16 protein-coding genes are annotated in these 18055 nt (G+C 61.0%); 6 read left to right on the plus strand and 10 right to left on the minus strand.

Annotated elements, in window-relative coordinates:
• Window positions 1-18: 18 nt before the first annotated feature.
• Window positions 19-558: a hypothetical protein gene (locus AC30D9_RS01335; protein WP_490143241.1), complete on the plus strand. Its 540-nt coding sequence runs from the start codon at window positions 19-21 to the stop codon at window positions 556-558.
• Window positions 559-624: 66 nt separating this feature from the next.
• Window positions 625-1545 (plus strand): LysR family transcriptional regulator, encoded by a 921-nt coding sequence (locus tag AC30D9_RS01340; protein ID WP_134924404.1) that lies wholly within the window; start codon window positions 625-627, stop codon window positions 1543-1545.
• Window positions 1546-1548: 3 nt separating this feature from the next.
• On the opposite strand, the gene AC30D9_RS01345 is transcribed toward AC30D9_RS01340, so the two are convergent.
• The gene (locus AC30D9_RS01345) at window positions 1549-2727 is read right to left on the minus strand and encodes an FAD-dependent oxidoreductase (protein ID WP_490143242.1); all 1179 of its coding nucleotides are present in this window, start codon (window positions 2725-2727) and stop codon (window positions 1549-1551) included.
• A gap of 331 nt (window positions 2728-3058) precedes the next feature.
• Here AC30D9_RS01345 and AC30D9_RS01350 point away from each other — a divergent pair, with 331 nt between their 5' ends.
• The 4 genes from AC30D9_RS01350 (at window position 3059) to AC30D9_RS01365 (ending at window position 7718) form a co-directional block, all read left to right on the plus strand.
• Window positions 3059-4438, plus strand: coding sequence for a UDP-glucose dehydrogenase family protein (locus AC30D9_RS01350; protein WP_307572238.1), 1380 nt, complete (start codon window positions 3059-3061; stop codon window positions 4436-4438).
• Window positions 4439-4614: 176 nt separating this feature from the next.
• Window positions 4615-5322 (plus strand): HPP family protein, encoded by a 708-nt coding sequence (locus AC30D9_RS01355; protein ID WP_490143243.1) that lies wholly within the window; start codon window positions 4615-4617, stop codon window positions 5320-5322.
• 134 nt (window positions 5323-5456) lie between these two features.
• Window positions 5457-6563 (plus strand): enoyl-CoA hydratase/isomerase family protein, encoded by a 1107-nt coding sequence (locus AC30D9_RS01360; RefSeq protein WP_134924407.1) that lies wholly within the window; start codon window positions 5457-5459, stop codon window positions 6561-6563.
• 3 nt (window positions 6564-6566) lie between these two features.
• Window positions 6567-7718 carry an acyl-CoA dehydrogenase family protein gene (locus AC30D9_RS01365; RefSeq protein ID WP_307572237.1) on the plus strand — a complete coding sequence of 384 codons (1152 nt, stop codon included), beginning with the start codon at window positions 6567-6569 and terminating at the stop codon, window positions 7716-7718.
• Between the two features lie 704 nt (window positions 7719-8422).
• Here AC30D9_RS01365 and AC30D9_RS01370 read toward each other — a convergent pair.
• The 9 genes from AC30D9_RS01370 to AC30D9_RS01410 all read right to left on the minus strand — a co-directional run bounded on the left by AC30D9_RS01370 (window position 8423) and on the right by AC30D9_RS01410 (window position 17812).
• Entirely contained in the window at window positions 8423-9196 is a 774-nt protein-coding gene (locus tag AC30D9_RS01370) for an enoyl-CoA hydratase (protein WP_134924409.1), read from the minus strand.
• A 13-nt stretch (window positions 9197-9209) separates the two neighbouring features.
• Window positions 9210-10337, minus strand: a complete 1128-nt coding sequence (locus AC30D9_RS01375) for an acyl-CoA dehydrogenase (RefSeq protein ID WP_307572236.1) — start codon at window positions 10335-10337, stop codon at window positions 9210-9212.
• A gap of 9 nt (window positions 10338-10346) precedes the next feature.
• Window positions 10347-11534, minus strand: coding sequence for an acetyl-CoA C-acyltransferase (locus tag AC30D9_RS01380; RefSeq protein WP_490143244.1), 1188 nt, complete (start codon window positions 11532-11534; stop codon window positions 10347-10349).
• Window positions 11535-11546: 12 nt separating this feature from the next.
• The gene (locus AC30D9_RS01385) at window positions 11547-12308 is read right to left on the minus strand and encodes an SDR family NAD(P)-dependent oxidoreductase (protein ID WP_307572234.1); all 762 of its coding nucleotides are present in this window, start codon (window positions 12306-12308) and stop codon (window positions 11547-11549) included.
• A 16-nt stretch (window positions 12309-12324) separates the two neighbouring features.
• Complete coding sequence (locus AC30D9_RS01390; RefSeq protein WP_490143245.1) at window positions 12325-13989, minus strand: AMP-binding protein; 1665 nt, start codon at window positions 13987-13989, stop codon at window positions 12325-12327.
• Between the two features lie 254 nt (window positions 13990-14243).
• Window positions 14244-15701 carry an ArnT family glycosyltransferase gene (locus AC30D9_RS01395; RefSeq protein ID WP_307572432.1) on the minus strand — a complete coding sequence of 486 codons (1458 nt, stop codon included), beginning with the start codon at window positions 15699-15701 and terminating at the stop codon, window positions 14244-14246.
• Between the two features lie 67 nt (window positions 15702-15768).
• Complete coding sequence (locus AC30D9_RS01400) at window positions 15769-16062, minus strand: lipid-A-disaccharide synthase N-terminal domain-containing protein (protein ID WP_134924415.1); 294 nt, start codon at window positions 16060-16062, stop codon at window positions 15769-15771.
• A gap of 1 nt (window position 16063) precedes the next feature.
• Window positions 16064-16807: a glycosyltransferase family 2 protein gene (locus AC30D9_RS01405; RefSeq protein ID WP_490143246.1), complete on the minus strand. Its 744-nt coding sequence runs from the start codon at window positions 16805-16807 to the stop codon at window positions 16064-16066.
• A 33-nt stretch (window positions 16808-16840) separates the two neighbouring features.
• Window positions 16841-17812: an NAD-dependent epimerase gene (locus AC30D9_RS01410; protein ID WP_490143247.1), complete on the minus strand. Its 972-nt coding sequence runs from the start codon at window positions 17810-17812 to the stop codon at window positions 16841-16843.
• Window positions 17813-18055: the final 243 nt, after the last annotated feature.

Here is an 18055-nt window from a genome sequence, read left to right on the forward strand (position 1 = left end):
AACCTGAAAGGACACGCGATGAACACCGTTCAGCGATCGATTCAACAGTACATCCACGCCAAGGACAGCAACCGCCCTCACCTGCTGGCCCAGGCCTTTACGCCGACAGCTATCCTGGACATGGTCGTGCGCACCGGTTCCATCGCGTTTCCCGCCCACGTCGAAGGCCGTACCGCCATTGGCGACGTGCTGGTCAGTCGCTTTGGCCAGACCTTCGAAAACGTCTACACGTTCTGCCTGGCAGTTCCACCACCCGCCAACTCCGGGGCATTCCAGTGCAAATGGCTGGTGGCGATGTCAGACAAAAGCAGCGGCGAAGCACGTGTCGGTTGTGGCCTGTATGAATGGCAGTTCGATCCAGCCTCGAGACTGGCCGAGCGACTGACCATCACCATCGAACACATGAAGATCCTGCCGGCGAGCGATCTGCCGATGATCATGGCCTGGGTATCGAAGTTGGACTATCCATGGTGTAGGCCTGAAGCGATTATTGATAACGCGCCGGATTTGGGCGAGATGAAGGAGGTAGTTCGATACTTGGCTAATACCCAGCAGTGAAGAACATGAAACTAACCTAGATCCCCCTCGCCACGGTTTCTAAGCCAGCGCCAAGGAAACGCCCAAGTGAACATCAAGTTTCTCGAAACCTTCGTCTGGGTTGCCCGCCTGAAGAGCTTTCGCCTCACCGCCGAAAAGCTGTTCACCACCCAGGCGTCCATTTCCAGCCGGATCGCAGCCCTGGAGGACGAAATGGGCGTGCGTCTGTTCGTGCGCGATTCCAAAGGCGTATCGCTGACCTCCGAAGGCCAGCGCGTGCTGGAATACGCCGAGCGCATCATGGACACCATGCAAAGCATGAAAGCCGTGATCAAGGATCCACGCCAAGTACGCGGCCGAATCCGCATCGGGGCAATGGATACGGTGATCCACACCTGGCTCAGCCCCTTGGTGACACGCCTGATGGAATGCTACCCAGCCCTGGAAATCGAACTGTCGGCCGACACCGCGAGCAACTTGTGCTCACAATTGGAAAAGGGCTACCAGGACATCATTTTCCAGACCGACATCCTGCGCCTGGACAGCGTGCGCAATGCACTCCTGACGCGCTACCCGATGCATTGGGTGGTCCGCACTGGCTCCGCCTATGACCGATCCTATGCGTCACTGGAGGACTTGTCCCAGGAACGCATCGTGACGTTCTCGCGCAACTCACGCCCCCACCAGGACATTCTCAACCTGCTGCATTCGGCCAATATCGTCTCGCCCCGCATCAACTGTGTGAACTCCGCGTCGGCCATCACCCGCCTGGTTCGCGATGGCTTTGGCATCGGGGCCATGCCCGCGGCGTTGGTTGTCGGCGAACTGACCCAAGGCACCTTGACCCTGGTGGACGGCGTGCCGCTGCCATCGGTCATGGACATCGTGGCCAGTTGGAGGACCGGCGCGGGAATGGAACGGGTGGAAGACATCGTTAGCCTGACTCGGGACGTGGTGGGTGAATTCGTGGCACAACTGCCTGCCAGCTACACGTTGAATGCGAGTTGAATTTCAGTCGCGCAGCCCCCTCATGACGGTGGCCAACTGTTCGATGGCCATAGATGCTTCTACGGAATCAGGGCTGTCATCGCTATTGTCATAGCTCCCTGCTCGGTCGATGTACTGCACAAGCAGGCCGTCTCGTCGCGGGAGGAAGAGAAAGTCTTCAGCCCGAATTGCATATTTGATATCCGGTTGCTGCACGAGCCTGGTCGTTTGCCCCCGGATCGGGACAATGTCCCTGTCGTCAAACAGCGCTTTTGCACCATAGCCCGTAGCGTTAATGATCGCTTTCTCAGGCAGGCCCGCAAGCTCATCGGTGCTTTCAAAATGGCGTATGTGGATCTTTCCCCCCGCCGCCAGGAAGTCGGACAACAACAAGCGGGCATAGCCATTGATGTTGAACAGCAGGTTTTGCCAGCGGCGAACATAAGGGTATGAAAAAGGATGTTCATCCGGTGAAAGATCAACCTGTATTGGCTGATAGTGGCGGTTGGGGTTACTGAATTTCGCGAAATCCGGCTCCCCGCGCGGTTCCGTCAAGCCAAATGGCGAGCTGGACAGCTTGTAGCCGTGATACCACTCCACCGGATCGCCGGGCAACCCAAGCAGGCCTTGATACATTCTGTAGGAGAAATCCGCCATTTCAATCCAGCGTCCACACCATCTGGAGGCAAATCTTGCCGAGCAGAACTGGGAGTCCGGCGACCAGTGTCCCGTTGCGCCCATGGACGATATATGGGGTGGAATCTCTTTCGCATAGAGGGTCACCGACAATCCGGCACGCTGCGCGAGAATCGCCGAGGTGAGGCCCATTGGACCGCAACCGATTACGCCCAGGCGCCGGATGTGTTTGGCCGACCTTTCCAGAAGTTGCAACGCGACCCTGCTCGAGCCCCAGGACAACGACCAACCGCTGCCGCCGTGACCGTAGTTGTGCACCACCAGTTTATTGCCCAATTGCTGCGCTTCAATCCGGGGCCCCGTCAACCGAAACGGTCTCAGGCACGTCGAGATTTCGGTAATCCTGTCTACGCGAGCATCAACGGGAACGAGCGAACTGCTACGTCGACCGACACCACAACTGTTTGCAGGCTCAACTTGCCGGACCGTTGCGCCGCCAGCCAGGGGCGCCGCCGATGCCAAAGCCAGCGTAGCGCCTACGCCGTGAAAAAAAGAGCGTCTTTTCATGCGTTGATCTCTCTTGTTGAAGCACTTCAGAGCCCCGTCGCCAGTGCGCGTTTCCTTGGGGCAAGCCACAAGAATGATCGTCAAGGCGCTGGTTTGACCGAAAGCGTGGGGGCCCTGATTGTGTTCGGGAGACAGGCAAGAAGAAATGAGCAGCGTCCGATAGGTGCGTGAGACATTTCTCTAGTTGCGCGCGGCATCCACAGTATTTGCTTGCGAGCACCTACCGGACTGTAAGTGAACTGCAATATCCCCGACTTATTCTGAGCCGAGCGCACTGCGGCAAACGCTGGTTGTGCATGTCGCCCGCTCGGAATGACCCAGGGAATCCGCCATGAAAATCAGTGTATTCGGAAGTGGCTACGTAGGTTTGGTGCAAGCCGCGGTGTTGGCCGAGGTGGGCCATGACGTGGTGTGCATGGACATCGACGAACGCAAGGTGGAAAGCCTGCGCCAAGGCCAGGTGAGTATTTTCGAGCCCGGCCTCGCCGCGCTGGTACGTGAAGGCCTGGAGGCCGGACGCTTACACTTCACCTGTGACGAACAACTCGCCGTACAGCACGGCCAGGTGCTGTTTATCGCGGTGGGCACGCCATCGCGGGACGATGGCAGCGCAGACCTGGCCCAGGTCCTGGCCGTCGGCGAGGCCATCGCCCGCTACCGCGAGCTACCGGTCATTGTGGTGGAGAAGTCCACCGTGCCGGTGGGCACTGGCGATGTTCTGCGGGCGCATATCGACAAATGCCTGCTCAAGGCCAGTCGCTTGCTGCAGTTCGATATCGTCTCCAATCCCGAGTTCCTCAAGGAAGGCTCGGCGGTCGCCGATTGCCGTCGTCCGGATCGCATCGTGATCGGTTGCGAGCGCGATGAAGTGCGCGAAACCATGCGCGACCTGTACGCCCCGTTCAACCGCAACCATGACCGGGTGCTGTTCATGGACCTGCGTAGTGCCGAACTGACCAAATACGCCGCCAACGGCATGCTGGCGACCAAGATCAGCTTCATCAACCAGATCGCCGAACTGGCCGAACACTTGGGGGCCGACATCGAATCCGTGCGCCTGGGCATCGGCGCCGACTCGCGCATCGGCTATCACTTCATTTACCCGGGATGCGGCTACGGCGGCTCCTGCTTTCCCAAGGACATGCGTGCCCTGATCCACACCGCCGAGCAGGCCCACTGCTCCAGCGACCTGCTGCAAGCAGTGGAAGCCATCAACGGACGGCAGAAACACAAGCTGTTCGAGCGGATCAACGCGTTCTACCAGGGCGATCTGCGCGGCAAGACCTTCGCGCTGTGGGGCTTGGCGTTCAAGCCCAACACCGACGATATGCGCGATGCGCCGAGCCGCACCCTGCTCGAATCGCTTTGGGCCGCGGGTGCCAGCGTCCGCGCATTCGACCCGGAAGCCATGCAGCAGACGCAATTGCTCTATCCCGACGAGCCCCGACTCATGCTGATGGGCACGCCGGAATCGGTGTTGCCGGGGGCCGACGCGCTGGTCATCTGCACCGAATGGCAGCCCTTCAAGGCGCCGGATTTCAACCTGATCCAGCAACGGCTCAAGGCCCCGGTGATTTTCGACGGCCGTAACCTGTTCGACCCGGAGCGCATGGCCGACAAGGGTTTTACCTATTTCCCGATGGGCCGCGGGCAGTCGCGCAACCTGCCCATTGCCCAGCAAACATGGTTACGGCCTCCAAAAAGTGCTTGAGCCTGGCCGTTACCTCAAAATTAATGCACTCAACCAGCATTAATATGAATTTGTAACCAAGGGTTGTGGGCGGCACACTGTGCAGCGTTCCTCCCCCAACTGTTGGAACACTTAAAGGGCTTTCTGGGATTTACCCGTAAGCCCCTTTTTTTGTTCGTTTTTTGGATTTCCGTTTAATGCTTTCTCGCTGGTTCCCCGCTGCTATCAATACCCGTCCCTCCGAATGGAGCCGCGCCGCCATCGGCATGGCGTTGGGGACGATGTTCAGCGTCTGGCTTTGTGGACAGGTATTTGGCCTTGAGGTGGCGCAACACCTGATCGGCCCCCTTGGCGCCTCGGCGGTGTTGTTGTTTGCGGTGTCCTCGGGTGCCCTTGCCCAGCCCTGGTCGATTGTCGGCGGCTACCTGTGTGCATCGGTCGTCGCACTGCTGGTGGCCCATGTACTGGGCCGCACGCTGGGAAGCGCCTGCCTGGCGGCCGGCATGGCGCTGATATTGATGTGCTGGTTGCGCTGCCTGCACCCGCCGGCAGGCGCCCTGGCGGCGACGTTGGTGCTGGCGGATCCGTCCATCATTGCTCTGGACTGGCAGTCCGTAGGCGCGGCCATGCTGGCCGGCTCCGGGCTGCTTGCCTTTGCGCTGGCCTACAACAACCTGACCCGGGTGCGCTATCCAAAGCGGGCCAGTGAACCGGTGGCCGTCATACCGGCTGACCACTCTCCCGTCGACCGCCAGGCCATCACGGCCGAAGACCTGAAACTGGCCCTGGCGGAAATGGAAGCATTCTTTGACGTCACGCCGGAAGATCTCGAGCGATTGATCCACGCCAGCGAGCGAAATGCCAAGCGCCGAAGCATCACGGAGGTTCTCTCTGGTCGCGGTTGAGCCTGTGGCTGCTATAAATATGCAGACAGGACCTGCACGTATCCCGGTTGTGCAATGCAAATTTGCACTGGTACGATCCTGAACGGATACGCGCGACACAATTCACAAAGAAGAATAAAAGCAGGGAGTTAGCGATGACAGCTCAGGTTTCATCACAAGCCGCGCAAACCATCGAAACCGCGGCCTATGAGGTGCTGGTCGACGTTCGCAATCACATTGGCCATTTGACCCTGAACCGCCCCGCCGGCCTCAATGCCCTCACCCTGGGCATGGTGCGCAGCTTGCAGCAACAACTCGATACCTGGGCACTCGACCCGCAGATCCGCGCCGTGGTACTGCGTGGCGCCGGTGACAAGGCGTTTTGCGCCGGCGGTGATATCCGCTCGCTGTACGACAGCCACAAGCAGGGCGACACCCTGCATGAAGATTTCTTCGTCGAGGAATACGCCCTCGACCTGACGATCCACCATTACCGCAAACCGATCCTCGCCTTGATGGACGGTTTCGTGCTGGGCGGCGGCATGGGCCTTGTACAAGGCGCCGACCTGCGGGTCGTGACCGAACGCAGCCGCCTGGGCATGCCGGAAGTCGCCATCGGTTACTTCCCGGACGTGGGCGGCAGTTACTTCCTGCCGCGCATTCCTGGTGAGCTGGGAATCTATTTGGGAGTCAGCGGCGTCCAGATCCATGCCGCCGACGCATTGTATTGCGGGCTCGCCGACTGGTACCTCGACAGTCGCAAGCTCAAGCAACTCGACGAACGTCTCGATCGGCTTGAGTGGCACGACACGCCACTCAAGGACCTGCAAAGCCTGCTGGCCAAGCTCGGCCAGCAACAACTGCCTGCGCCGCCCCTGGCTGACTTGCGGTCGGCCATTGACCATTTTTTTGCCTTGCCCGATGTGCCAAGCATGGTCGAGCAGTTGCGCCAGGTCACCGTCGCCAACAGCCACGAATGGGCGCTGAAGACCGCCGACCTCTTGGACAGCCGTTCTCCCCTGGCCATGGCCGTGACCCTGGAGATGCTGCGGCGTGGTCGGCATTTGAGCCTGGAAGACTGTTTCGCCCTGGAACTGCACCTGGACCGGCAATGGTTCGAACGCGGTGACCTGATCGAAGGCGTGCGCGCCTTGCTGATCGACAAAGACAAAAACCCGCGCTGGAACCCGCCGACCCTGGAGGCGCTGGACGCCAACCACGTGGCGAGTTTCTTCGACGGCTTCGACGACCACGGGAACTGAGCCATGCACGACCTCGAACTGACCGAAGAACAAGTGATGATCCGCGACATGGCCCGGGACTTCGCCCGTGGTGAAATCGCCCCCCATGCCCAGGCGTGGGAAAAGGCCGGCTGGATCGACGACGGCCTGGTGGCGAAGATGGGCGAACTGGGCCTGTTGGGGATGGTGGTGCCGGAAGAATGGGGCGGTACCTACGTCGACTATGTGGCCTATGCCCTCGCGGTGGAGGAAATTTCCGCCGGCGACGGTGCCACCGGGGCCCTGATGAGCATCCACAACTCGGTAGGTTGCGGGCCGGTGCTGAATTTCGGCACTGATGAACAAAAGCAGACCTGGCTGGCCGAACTCGCCAGTGGTCAGGCCATTGGCTGTTTCTGCCTGACCGAGCCCCAGGCTGGCTCCGAAGCTCACAACCTGCGCACCCGCGCCGAACTGCGCGATGGCCATTGGGTGATCAACGGCGCCAAGCAGTTCGTCAGCAATGGCAAGCGGGCGAAACTGGCGATCGTGTTTGCCGTGACGGACCCGGAACTGGGCAAGAAAGGCATTTCAGCGTTCCTGGTGCCCACCGATACGCCGGGTTTCATCGTCGATCGCACCGAACACAAAATGGGCATCCGCGCTTCGGACACCTGCGCCGTGACCTTGAGCAACTGCACCATCCCCGAGGCCAACCTGCTGGGCGCGCGTGGCAAAGGCCTGGCAATCGCCCTCTCCAACCTGGAAGGCGGCCGCATCGGCATCGCGGCGCAAGCCTTGGGCATCGCCCGTGCCGCATTTGAAGCGGCGCTGGCTTACGCGCGTGATCGGGTGCAGTTCGACAAGCCCATCATCGAACACCAGAGCATCGCCAACCTGCTGGCCGACATGCACACCCGCATCAACGCCACACGCCTGCTCATCCTCCACGCCGCGCGCCTGCGCAGCGCTGGCAAGCCGTGCCTGTCGGAAGCTTCCCAGGCCAAGCTGTTTGCGTCGGAAATGGCCGAGAAAGTCTGCTCCTCGGCGATACAGATTCATGGTGGGTATGGGTATCTCGAGGATTATCCGGTGGAGCGCTACTACCGCGATGCGCGGATTACCCAGATCTATGAAGGGTCGAGCGAAATACAACGGATGGTCATTGCCCGGGAGTTAAAGAACTACCTGGTGTGATAGCTGAAAAAGCATCGCGAGCAGGCTCGCTCCCACAGGGCTTAGTGGTGTACACACATTTTGCATACACCCCAGATCCACTGTGGGAGCGAGCTGCTCGCGATGACGATGGCACGGCGGCCCGGATGTCACTGACACGATAAACTCCGCGTTCACATGTCAATTCTGCCCTGTTTGAGCGCCTCCGCTCATCTGAAAAATTCGCTACCTGTAAGTTCCTACAGTAGCCACCTCCCGCCGCCCCTGCCCTAATGATTTCGTCGCTACATCAGTCCCTGCCTGCGCTGCTTCGATTGCCAGCCGGGCGGGTCGATCCAGCATAGCTACATAGGAATAGGAGCGAAATCATGGCAGACCAAGCCGGAGATATACTTGTCGAGCCCTACCGAGACGTGAAGATCTGGCGGAAACAATACGACCCCTATGGCGGTCCCACGGAATATTATTATATTTACGAACGCGGCCGGGGACGTAGTCCGATGTATACCGATCTGGAGGCTCTAAAAAGGGCCCTGGGTCTTGAGATTGACGCGTATCTCGCATCAACCAAGAAATAGCAAAAGCGTTTGCGCAGTTGGACGTTATCAGCCAATCGCGAGCAGGCTCGCTCCCACAGGGCTTTGTGGTGTACACACATGTTGCATACACCCAGAACCACTGTGGGAGCGAGCCTGCTCGCGATGGCGTCAGTAAGGACGCCGCATTTACTTGTCCTTGAACTCCGCCGCCCGCTTGGCCACGAACGCCGCCATGCCTTCCTTCTGATCCTGCGTCGCAAACGCCGCGTGGAATACCCGGCGCTCGAAGCGCACACCTTCGGACAAGCTGACTTCAAAGGCGCGGTTGACGCTTTCCTTGACCATCATGCTGATGGGCACCGACTTGGAGGCGATCAACGCCGCCGTTTTCAGCGCCTCATCCAGCAGTTCATCGGCCGGCACGATGCGGGCGACGATGCCACAGCGTTCGGCTTCCACCGCGTCGATGAAGCGCCCAGTCAGGCACATTTCCATGGCCTTGGCCTTGCCCACCGCCCGGGTCAGGCGCTGGGTGCCGCCCATGCCCGGCAGCACGCCGAGGTTGATCTCCGGCTGGCCGAACTTGGCATTGTCGCCGGCCAGGATGAAGTCGCACATCAACGCCAGCTCGCAACCGCCGCCCAAGGCAAAGCCGTTCACCGCCGCGATGATCGGCTTGCGCCGGTTAGCCACGCGGTCGCTGTCGCTGAACAGGTCGTCCAGGTAGATCTGCGGGTAGGTCAGCTCAGCCATTTCCTTGATGTCGGCACCGGCGGCAAAGGCTTTTTTCGAGCCGGTCAGTACGATGCAGCCAATCTTCGGATCGGCCTCCAGGCTGTCCAGCGCCTGGTTCAGCTCGCTGACGATCTGCGCATTCAAGGCGTTCAAGGCCTGGGGACGGTTGAGGGTGATCAGGCCGACACGGTCCTTGATCTCCAATAAAATCGTTTCGTAGCTCATGCAAGACTCCTGTTCAAAGATTGCGCGAAATGACCATGCGCTGAATGTCGCTGGTGCCTTCGTAGATCTGACAGACCCGCACATCGCGATAGATGCGCTCCAGCGGGAAGTCGTTGAGGTAACCGTAACCGCCCAGGGTCTGCAAGGCCATGGAACAGACCTTTTCGGCCATTTCCGAGGCGAACAGCTTGGCCATGGACGCTTCGACCAACGCCGGCTGGCCGTTGTCCCGCAGGACGGCGGCGTAATGCACCATTTGCCGGGCCACGGCGATCTGGGTCGCCATATCGGCCAGGCGGAACGCCACGGCCTGGTGCTCGATGATCGGCTTGCCAAAACTGACGCGTTCCCGGGCATAGTCACGGGCAGCCTCGAACGCAGCGCGGGCCATGCCCACCGCTTGCGCCGCAATACCGACCCGACCGCCTTCGAGGTTTGCCAGGGCGATCTTGTAACCCTCGCCCTCCTCGCCCAGGCGATTAGCCAGCGGCACCTTCACATCCTCAAAGAGGATCTGGCAAGTGTCGGACGCGTGCTGGCCGAGTTTGTCTTCGACCCGCGCCACACTGTAGCCCGGCGAATCGGTCGGGACGATGAACGCACTGATGCCACGCTTGCCGGCACTCGGATCAGTCACCGCGAACACGATCACCAACCCGGCGTTCTGCCCCGACGTGATGAACTGCTTGCAACCGTTGAGCACGTAATGATCGCCCTCCAACCGCGCTCGGGTCTTGAGGCTGCTGGCGTCCGAACCGGCCTGGGGCTCGGTCAGGGCAAAGGCGCCGAGCATCGCGCCACTGGCCAGGGGCGTGAGGAATTTCGCCTTCTGCTCATCGTTGCCGAACTTGAGGATCGGCACGCAGCCCACCGAGTTATGCACGCTCATGATGGTCGAGCACGCGCCATCGCCCGCGGCGATTTCCTCCAGGGTCATGGCATAGGCCAGGTAACCGGTGTCACAACCGCCCCACTGCTCCGGCACCAGCATGCCGAAAAAACCCAGTTCGGCCATCTCATCGATGGCCTCCCGGGGAAAGCGGTGCTCGCGGTCCCATTCGGCGGCGAACGGTTTCAAGCGCTCCTGGGCGAATTGCCGGGCCATGTCACGGATTTGTGTCTGTTCTTCAGTCGGCAGCATGGTGATTCCTTAATACAGACATTCGACAGCCATGGCCGTGGCTTCGCCGCCGCCGATGCAGATCGCCGCGACGCCACGCTTCAAACCTTTCTGGCGCAGGGCTGACAACAGGGTTACCAGAATCCGCGCGCCAGACGCGCCAATCGGATGGCCCAGCGCACAGGCGCCGCCGTGGACATTGACCTTGTCATGGGCGATTTCCAATTTGTTCATGGTCACCAGGCCCACCACGGCAAAGGCTTCGTTGACTTCGAACAGATCGACTTGATCCAGCGACCAGCCGGTCTTTTGCATCAGTTTCTTCACAGCGCCAATAGGCGCGGTGGGGAACAGGCTCGGGGTATCGGCAAACGCTGCATGGCCGTGAATAACCGCCAGGGGCGTGAGGCCACGCTGGAGCGCCTGGCTCTGGCGCATCAGCACCAGGGCAGCGGCGCCATCGGAGATCGAACTGGCGTTGGCCGCCGTCACCGTGCCGCCCTCGCGGAACGCCGGTTTCAGCGAGGCGATCTTGTCGATCCGCGCCTTGGGCGGCTGCTCGTCGTGGCGCACAGTCACTTGTTCCTTGCCGACCATGACCTGCAGCGGCACGATCTCGGCGTCGAAGCTGCCGTCCTTGATCGCCTGCTGGGCGCGGGTGGTTGAGGCGATAGCGAAGGCATCCTGGGCCTCACGGCTGAAGCCATTGGCCTCGGCGCAATCTTCGGCGAAGGTGCCCATCAGCCGGCCTTTGTCGTAGGCGTCTTCCAGGCCGTCGAGGAACATGTGGTCAAGCACCCGGCCATGGCCCATCCGGTATCCGCTGCGGGCCCGATCGAGCAGATACGGCGCGTTGGACATGCTTTCCATGCCGCCGGCCACCACCACCTCGGCACTGCCGGCGATGAGCATGTCATGGGCGAGAATCGTCGCTTCCATGCCCGAACCGCACATTTTATTGAGCGTGGTGCAGCGGGTCGACTTGTCGAGCCCGGCCCCCAGCGCAGCCTGACGCGCCGGTGCCTGGCCTTGGCCGGCGGCGAGCACGCAACCGAACAACACTTCTTCAACTGCGTCCGGCGCGATGCCGGCCCGTTCTACCGCCGCCTTGATCGCGGCAGCCCCCAGTTGCGGGGCCGTGAGGCTTTTCAATTCACCTTGAAAGCCGCCCATGGGGGTGCGGACGGCGCTGACGATGACAATCGGATCGTTGGACATGACTATTGCTCCTTACTTGGCCGCCATACGCAAGGCACCGTCGAGACGGATCACCTCGCCGTTGAGCATGCTGTTCTCAATGATATGCCTGACCAGCGCCGCGTACTCGGTCGGTTTGCCCAGGCGCGGTGGAAATGGCACGCCGGCAGCCAGGGAATCGCGTACTTCGGGCGTCATGCCGGCCATCATCGGGGTTTCGAAAATGCCCGGCGCAATAGTCATTACGCGGATACCGAAGCGTGCCAGTTCCCGGGCGGCCGGCAGGGTCAGGCTGGCGATGGCGCCCTTGGAGGCCGAATAGGCAGCCTGGCCGATCTGGCCGTCGAAAGCCGCCACCGAGGCGGTATTGATGATCACGCCTCGCTCGCCGTCGGCATCGGCCTCGGTTTCACTGATGGCGGCAGCGGCCAGGCGCAGCAGGTTGAAGCTGCCGATCAGGTTGACGTTGATCACCTGACTGAAGCTGGCCAGTGCATGGGGACCATTCTTGCCAAGGATCTTCTCGCCGCGCACGATGCCAGCGCAGTTCACCAGGCCATTGAGGCCGCCGAACGCATCCACCGTGGCCTTGACCGCCGCGTCAGCCGCCACCTCGTTGCTGATGTCCGCCACCACGCTCTGGCAGCCCAGTTTCTGCGCCTGGGCGGCCACGGCTTCGGCGTTGAGGTCCACCAGCATCACTTTGGCGCCAGCCTTGACCAGCATTTCACCGGTGGCCGCGCCGAGGCCGGAGGCACCGCCGCTGACGAGGAAAATCTTGTTGTCGATCTGCATCATGGTTTCCTTGGGTTCAAGCTGAAACGTTCTGCGCCGCGGCCTCTTGAGCTTTGGCGATCTCCTGGTTGCGCAAGATAAAGCGCTGCAATTTGCCGCTTGGGGTCTTCGGCAAGTCGCTGACAAATTCGATTTCACGGGGATAGGCATGGGCCGCCAGGCGCTGGCGCACGTGCAGGCGCAATTCCTCGGCCAGTTCCGGTGAGGCGCGGTATTGGGTGCTGAGCACCACGAAGGCCTTCACCAACTCGGTGCGTTCCGGATCAGGTTTGCCGATCGCCGCCGCTTCCACCACGGCCGGGTGTTCGATCAGCGCGCTCTCCACGTCGAATGGACCGACCCGGTAGCCGGAGGTGGTGATCACATCGTCGCTGCGGCCGACGAAGCTGATGCTGCCGTCCGGGTTCAGCTCCACGGTGTCGCCGCTCAGGTAGTAATCACCAACAAAGGCCTTGGTTGGCGCGCCTTCGTAACCGGCGAACCAGCACATGGGCGACTGGCTGCGATCCACCGCGAGAATGCCCGGTTGGCCCACCCCCAGCTCGCGCTGGTTTTCATCCAGCACCACGATCCGGTGGCCCGGCGAGGCGAAACCGGCTGCGCCCAGGTGCACCGGGTGTTCCAGCCCATGGTGGTTGCACAGCACCATGCCCAGTTCGGTCTGGCCGTAATGGTCGTGGATTACCACGTTCAGGTTGTCGGCGAACCAGCGGATCACCTCCGGGTTCAACGGTTCGCCAGCACTGCTGACGATGCGCAGCTTGCCCTTGATCGAGCGTGCAAACTGCTCGCCGCCGGCAATCAACAGGCGATAAGCGGTGGGCGAGCCGGTCAAGTTGGTGATGCCGTATTTGTTGATGACTCGGCAGGTGCTTTCCAGGGTGAACGGGCCATCGTAGAACGTGATGGGATGCCCCATCGCCAGTGGGCCGGTCACGCCAAAATAGATGCCGTAGGCCCAGCCAGGGTCGGCGACGTTCCAGAAGGCGTCTTCAGGGCGCAGGTCCACCGCGTCTCGGGTATAGCTCTGGAACGCGACAATGGCCTTGAGCGGTACCGACAGCGCCTTGGCGGGCCCCGTGGTGCCGGAGGTGAACATCAGCAGGAACGGGTCTTCGCCAGTGAGCATCACGGGTTCGCACTGGTCGGAATGGTTTGCCACTTCGGCCCAGAAACTGTAGTCGCCTCGCACGATGCCCTGGCCCTTTTCGCCGCCGACCGTAACCACGGTGGGGCAACCGGCGACTTCGTTGAGCTTGGGACGGTTGACCGCATCGGTGACAACCACCCGCGCGCCCGAGCCGCCGAGGCGGTGCTCGATGGCCTTGGGCCCGAACGCGGTGAACAGCGGTTGATACACCGCCCCGATGCGCCAGGTGGCGAGCACCACGATCAAGAGTTCAGCGGTGCGCGGCAGCAGGCCGGCCACTTTGTCGCCCTTGCCCACACCTTGGGTCAGGAGAAAATTGGCGAACCGCGCTGCGCGGTCCTGCAAGTCGCGGTAAGTCCAAGTCGCGTCGCTGCCGTCGCGGCCCTCCCAGAACAGGGCAATGCGCCCTGGCAACGCGTGCCGGTCGCAACACTCGACACAGGCATTGAGTGCCTCGAGCGAGCCGTGCAGCGCGGCGTTGACGGTGTTCAGGTAATCGAACTGCGACGTGGCGGACGAATAATCGCGCATGAGCAGAATCCCTCTGTATTTTTTATTGGTTGGGGGAACCGTAGACAGCAGGGAAATACTCGCGCCGAAGGGCCATGGGGGCAATGGTCAAAGCCATCAAGTTGCTTGACTGGTTTGGCCATGGTTCGAGGGATGTGTTGCCCGTAAGCCCGTCATCGCGAGCAAGCTCCCACAAGGTCTGGTGGCGTACACATTGCGTACGCCTCAAATCCCCTGTGGGAGCGAGCCTGCTCGCGATAGCGGTGTTTCAGCCGCTACAAGGGCCGCTTCCAGGCAAATGAATAAACTTTCTCGGGGGCCGGGACCTGACAACGCTGGTTGTCCGCATCAGCCCCCACCAGGAACCATTCGGCCCTTGAAGTACCGCCAACCCTGCGCGCTTTTTGCGGGTCATAGCAGCGGGCCAGGTCCCGCGCCGGCACCAGGGCGAAGGCCTGCGGGTGGCTGCGCAGCCAGGTGGCGGATCGTTCCAGAGACTGGCTGTCATGGAAACCAAAATGCACGATGGGTTGCTGGGCGAACAGCCAATGCCCCTCACGCCACCCCACGAGCACCAATTCGGCATTCGAAGTCAGCCCCGCGACATCACGCATCAGGCTTTCGTGGGGGTTGATGCCTTCCCTGTGGGGCTCGATGAAACCGCGCACAAACCAGGCGCACAACCACACGGCCGTCAATGTGGCGAATACCACCCTGCCCCACGGCCTTGAGCCAAACCAGCGGCGCAGCATCCACGGCATCAGCGGCGCCACCAACAGGATCAAGGCCGGCAATGCGGGAAAGATATACAGCTTGCGCTTGCCACTGCTCAGGCTGAAGAACAACAGCACCAGGAGCACCCAGCCCAGCAACACCAACACTCGACCGTCATGCTTGAGCAACTGCTTGCGCCAGGCTGGCACCAGCCAGGGAAGCATGAAAAAGATCGGCAACCAGTACTTCGGAATCACCTGGACGAAGAAATACCAGAAGGGTTCGCGGTGTTCCCAGGCATTGGCATAGCGCCCAGCCGTCTGCTTCAGCAGGATTTCCTGGGCGTACGCCAGGCTGTCGGGGCTGCCCTGCCACACGATCAGCAGCAAAGGCCCAAGCCATAGCGCGATGGCTGCCAGCGCCACGGCCAGCCCCAACCACCAGGCGCCTGCCTTGCCAGGCATGGACACCACGCCTTTCCAACCCCGGCGCAGCGCATAAGCATAGGGAATCAGCATCAACACTGGCAGAAAACCCACGCCTTTGCTGATGATCCCGAACCCCATCGCCGCACAGGCAACGTAGTACCAGCGCCAGGCCGGGCCGAGCAACAGATGCCGGCACAGGCCATAGATTCCCAGGATGATCCAGAGCGCAAGGAAACCGTCGATCTGCCCGGTGCGCAGGATGCTGTAAGTCTGGTAGGTGGCGAGAAACAACAGCGCAGCGATCACCCCCACGCGGCGCCCCCACAAGCGCCGGCCCAGGTCATACAGACACGCGGTGGTAACGGCGCCTGCCAGCAACGCGGGCAAGTACAGGGCGACTTTGGGCAGGTGGGTCAGTTGCACGAACAGCGCCACCGTCCACATGAACAGTGGCGGTTTGTCGGCGTAGATTTCACCGGCGCGATGGGGAATGAACCATGAACCGTTCTGCAGCATCTCCAGGGCCACGCCGAGGAAACGCTCTTCATCGACGTTCATCGGCTGGCGCCAGCCCAGGCCGGCCCCCACCATGATCAAGGCCAACACTACGAACGCCAGAAGCTCCAGCCGCGAGGAGGATAACCGTATCCGCACCGTCTCAGCCCTTCTCGGCCAGTTCGCGGTTTTCCTGCTGATGACGCTTGGCGATCAACTGCAAATTACGCAGGTAAACGATAAAGCCGAAGGACTGACCGACAATGAACACCGGATCTTCACGGTAAATGGCATAGGCCAGCAACAGCGCGCTACCGATGATGCTCAGGTACCAGAAACCTACGGGAATCATGCTGCGCTTCTTGTACTCGCTGTACAGCCATTGCAGGACAAAACGCCCGGTGAATGCCACTTGCCCACCGAAGCCTACGGCCAGCCACAACGTTTCTCTGCCCATGTCAAACCTCGGTCTCTTGTGCGTTGATATCCAGGCGGGTGCGTTTTATCAGCCACCACACCCCGAACAGATCGACAATGCCTACCAGTGCCCGGTCCAGGTTGCCGTAGTTGGACACCCCGGCCCCGCGTTCACGATGATTCACCGGGTGAACCAGCATCCGGCCATTGTGGCGACGGATCAGCGCCGGAATAAAACGGTGCATGTGGTCGAAATACGGCAAGCGCAGGAACGCCTCGCGCTCGATCAATTTGATGCCGCAGCCGGTATCGGGCGTCTGGTCCTTGAGCAGGCTGGCGCGCAGTTTGTTGGCAAATCGCGAGGCCCAACGCTTGCTCGCCGTGTCCCGACGGTTGACCCGATGCCCGGCCACCAGCTTGACGCCCGCAGGCGCGCCCTCCGAACCGCGCACCAGGTCGAGCATTTTCGGCAGGTCGGCCGGGTCGTTCTGACCATCGCCATCGAGGGTCGCCAACCAGTGCCCACGGGCCACTTCAGCAGCATGAAAGATCGAAGTGCTCTGTCCGAGGGAACGGGCGTGGCTGAGCACCCGCAACTGGTGATAGCCGCTGCCTTGCAACGTCCGCAGTTCGACGGCGGTGGCATCAGTGCTGCCATCGTCGACCACGATGACTTCAAAAATCTCGTCCACCAGCGCCGCACGGACTTCTTCCAACAGTGGAATGAGATTGCCTGCTTCGTTCTTTGCCGGAATCAGGACCGACACATAAGGGGTTTGGTGCATGACGCTCCAGTCAAAAGCTGAGGAGTGATGGGGTTAAACGCGGTAATACTCGCGGTACCAATCGACAAACGACTGCACGCCGACGGGCACCGCGACCTGCGGGCGAAACCCCACGCGCTCTTCCAGCTCGCGGGTGTCCGCCCACGTATCGACCACATCGCCCGGTTGCAACGGCAAGAAATTTTTTATCGCAGGGATGCCCAGTGACTCTTCCAGACACTCGACAAACTGCAAGAGCTTCACCGGCCCGCCGAAGCCGATGTTGTAGACCTTGTTGCACACGCCCGCGTCATTGGCAGGCGGCAGCGCTAACAACCGCACCAGCGCTTCGACGATGTCGTCGATATAGGTGAAGTCCCGCGACATCGCGCCCTCGTTGTAGAGATCGATGGCGCGACCGTTGAGGATGGCGTCGGTGAATTTGAACGGCGCCATGTCGGGCCGTCCCCAAGGCCCGTACACGGTAAAAAACCGCAGGCCGGTGGTGGGTATACCGTAGAGATGCGAGTAGGCGTGGGCCATCAGTTCATTGGCACGCTTGGTTGCCGCATAGAAAGACACCGGCTGATCGACCGGGTCGGTCGTGGCATACGGCAGACGGTCGTTCAAGCCATACACCGAGCTGCTTGAGGCGAAAACCAGGTGAGCCGGTCGATGGGCACGGCAGGCCTCCAACACGTTGAGGAATCCCACCAGGTTACTTTGCGCATACAGGTCGGGATTATCGATGGAGTAGCGAACGCCGGCTTGGGCCGCCAGGTGGATGACTTGCTCGAATGCATTGTGTGCAAACACATCCAGCAGCGCCTGTTTGTCGGCCACATCCAGCTTCTGGAAGCGGAAGTTGCGGCATTCGGCCAACAGCGCCAGTCGGGCCTGTTTCAGCTCGACGCTGTAGTAGCTGTTGAGGTTGTCGATGCCGATGACCTGATGGCCCTCGCTGCACAGCCGCCTGGCGGCATGAAACCCGATGAACCCTGCGACGCCGGTGACCAGTACTCTCATACGCGGCCCAAAACGGTCACTTGCATACATTACCCTGATCAATGGCCCGGCTTTCCGGCGCCCTGCACAGGCTTTTATCAAAAACAAATGACAGTTTTATGAGCGGCCCAACCTGCCAGGCACCCTCTGTGGAAGCGAGCCTGCTCGCGATGGCGATGGGTCGTTTAACAAACATGTCGATTGTTAAATGGCTATCGCGAGCAGGCTCGCTCCCACAGGAAAGACTCTTGGTGTCAGATTCAG

This window comes from Pseudomonas sp. DF11 (assembly GCF_058148565.1).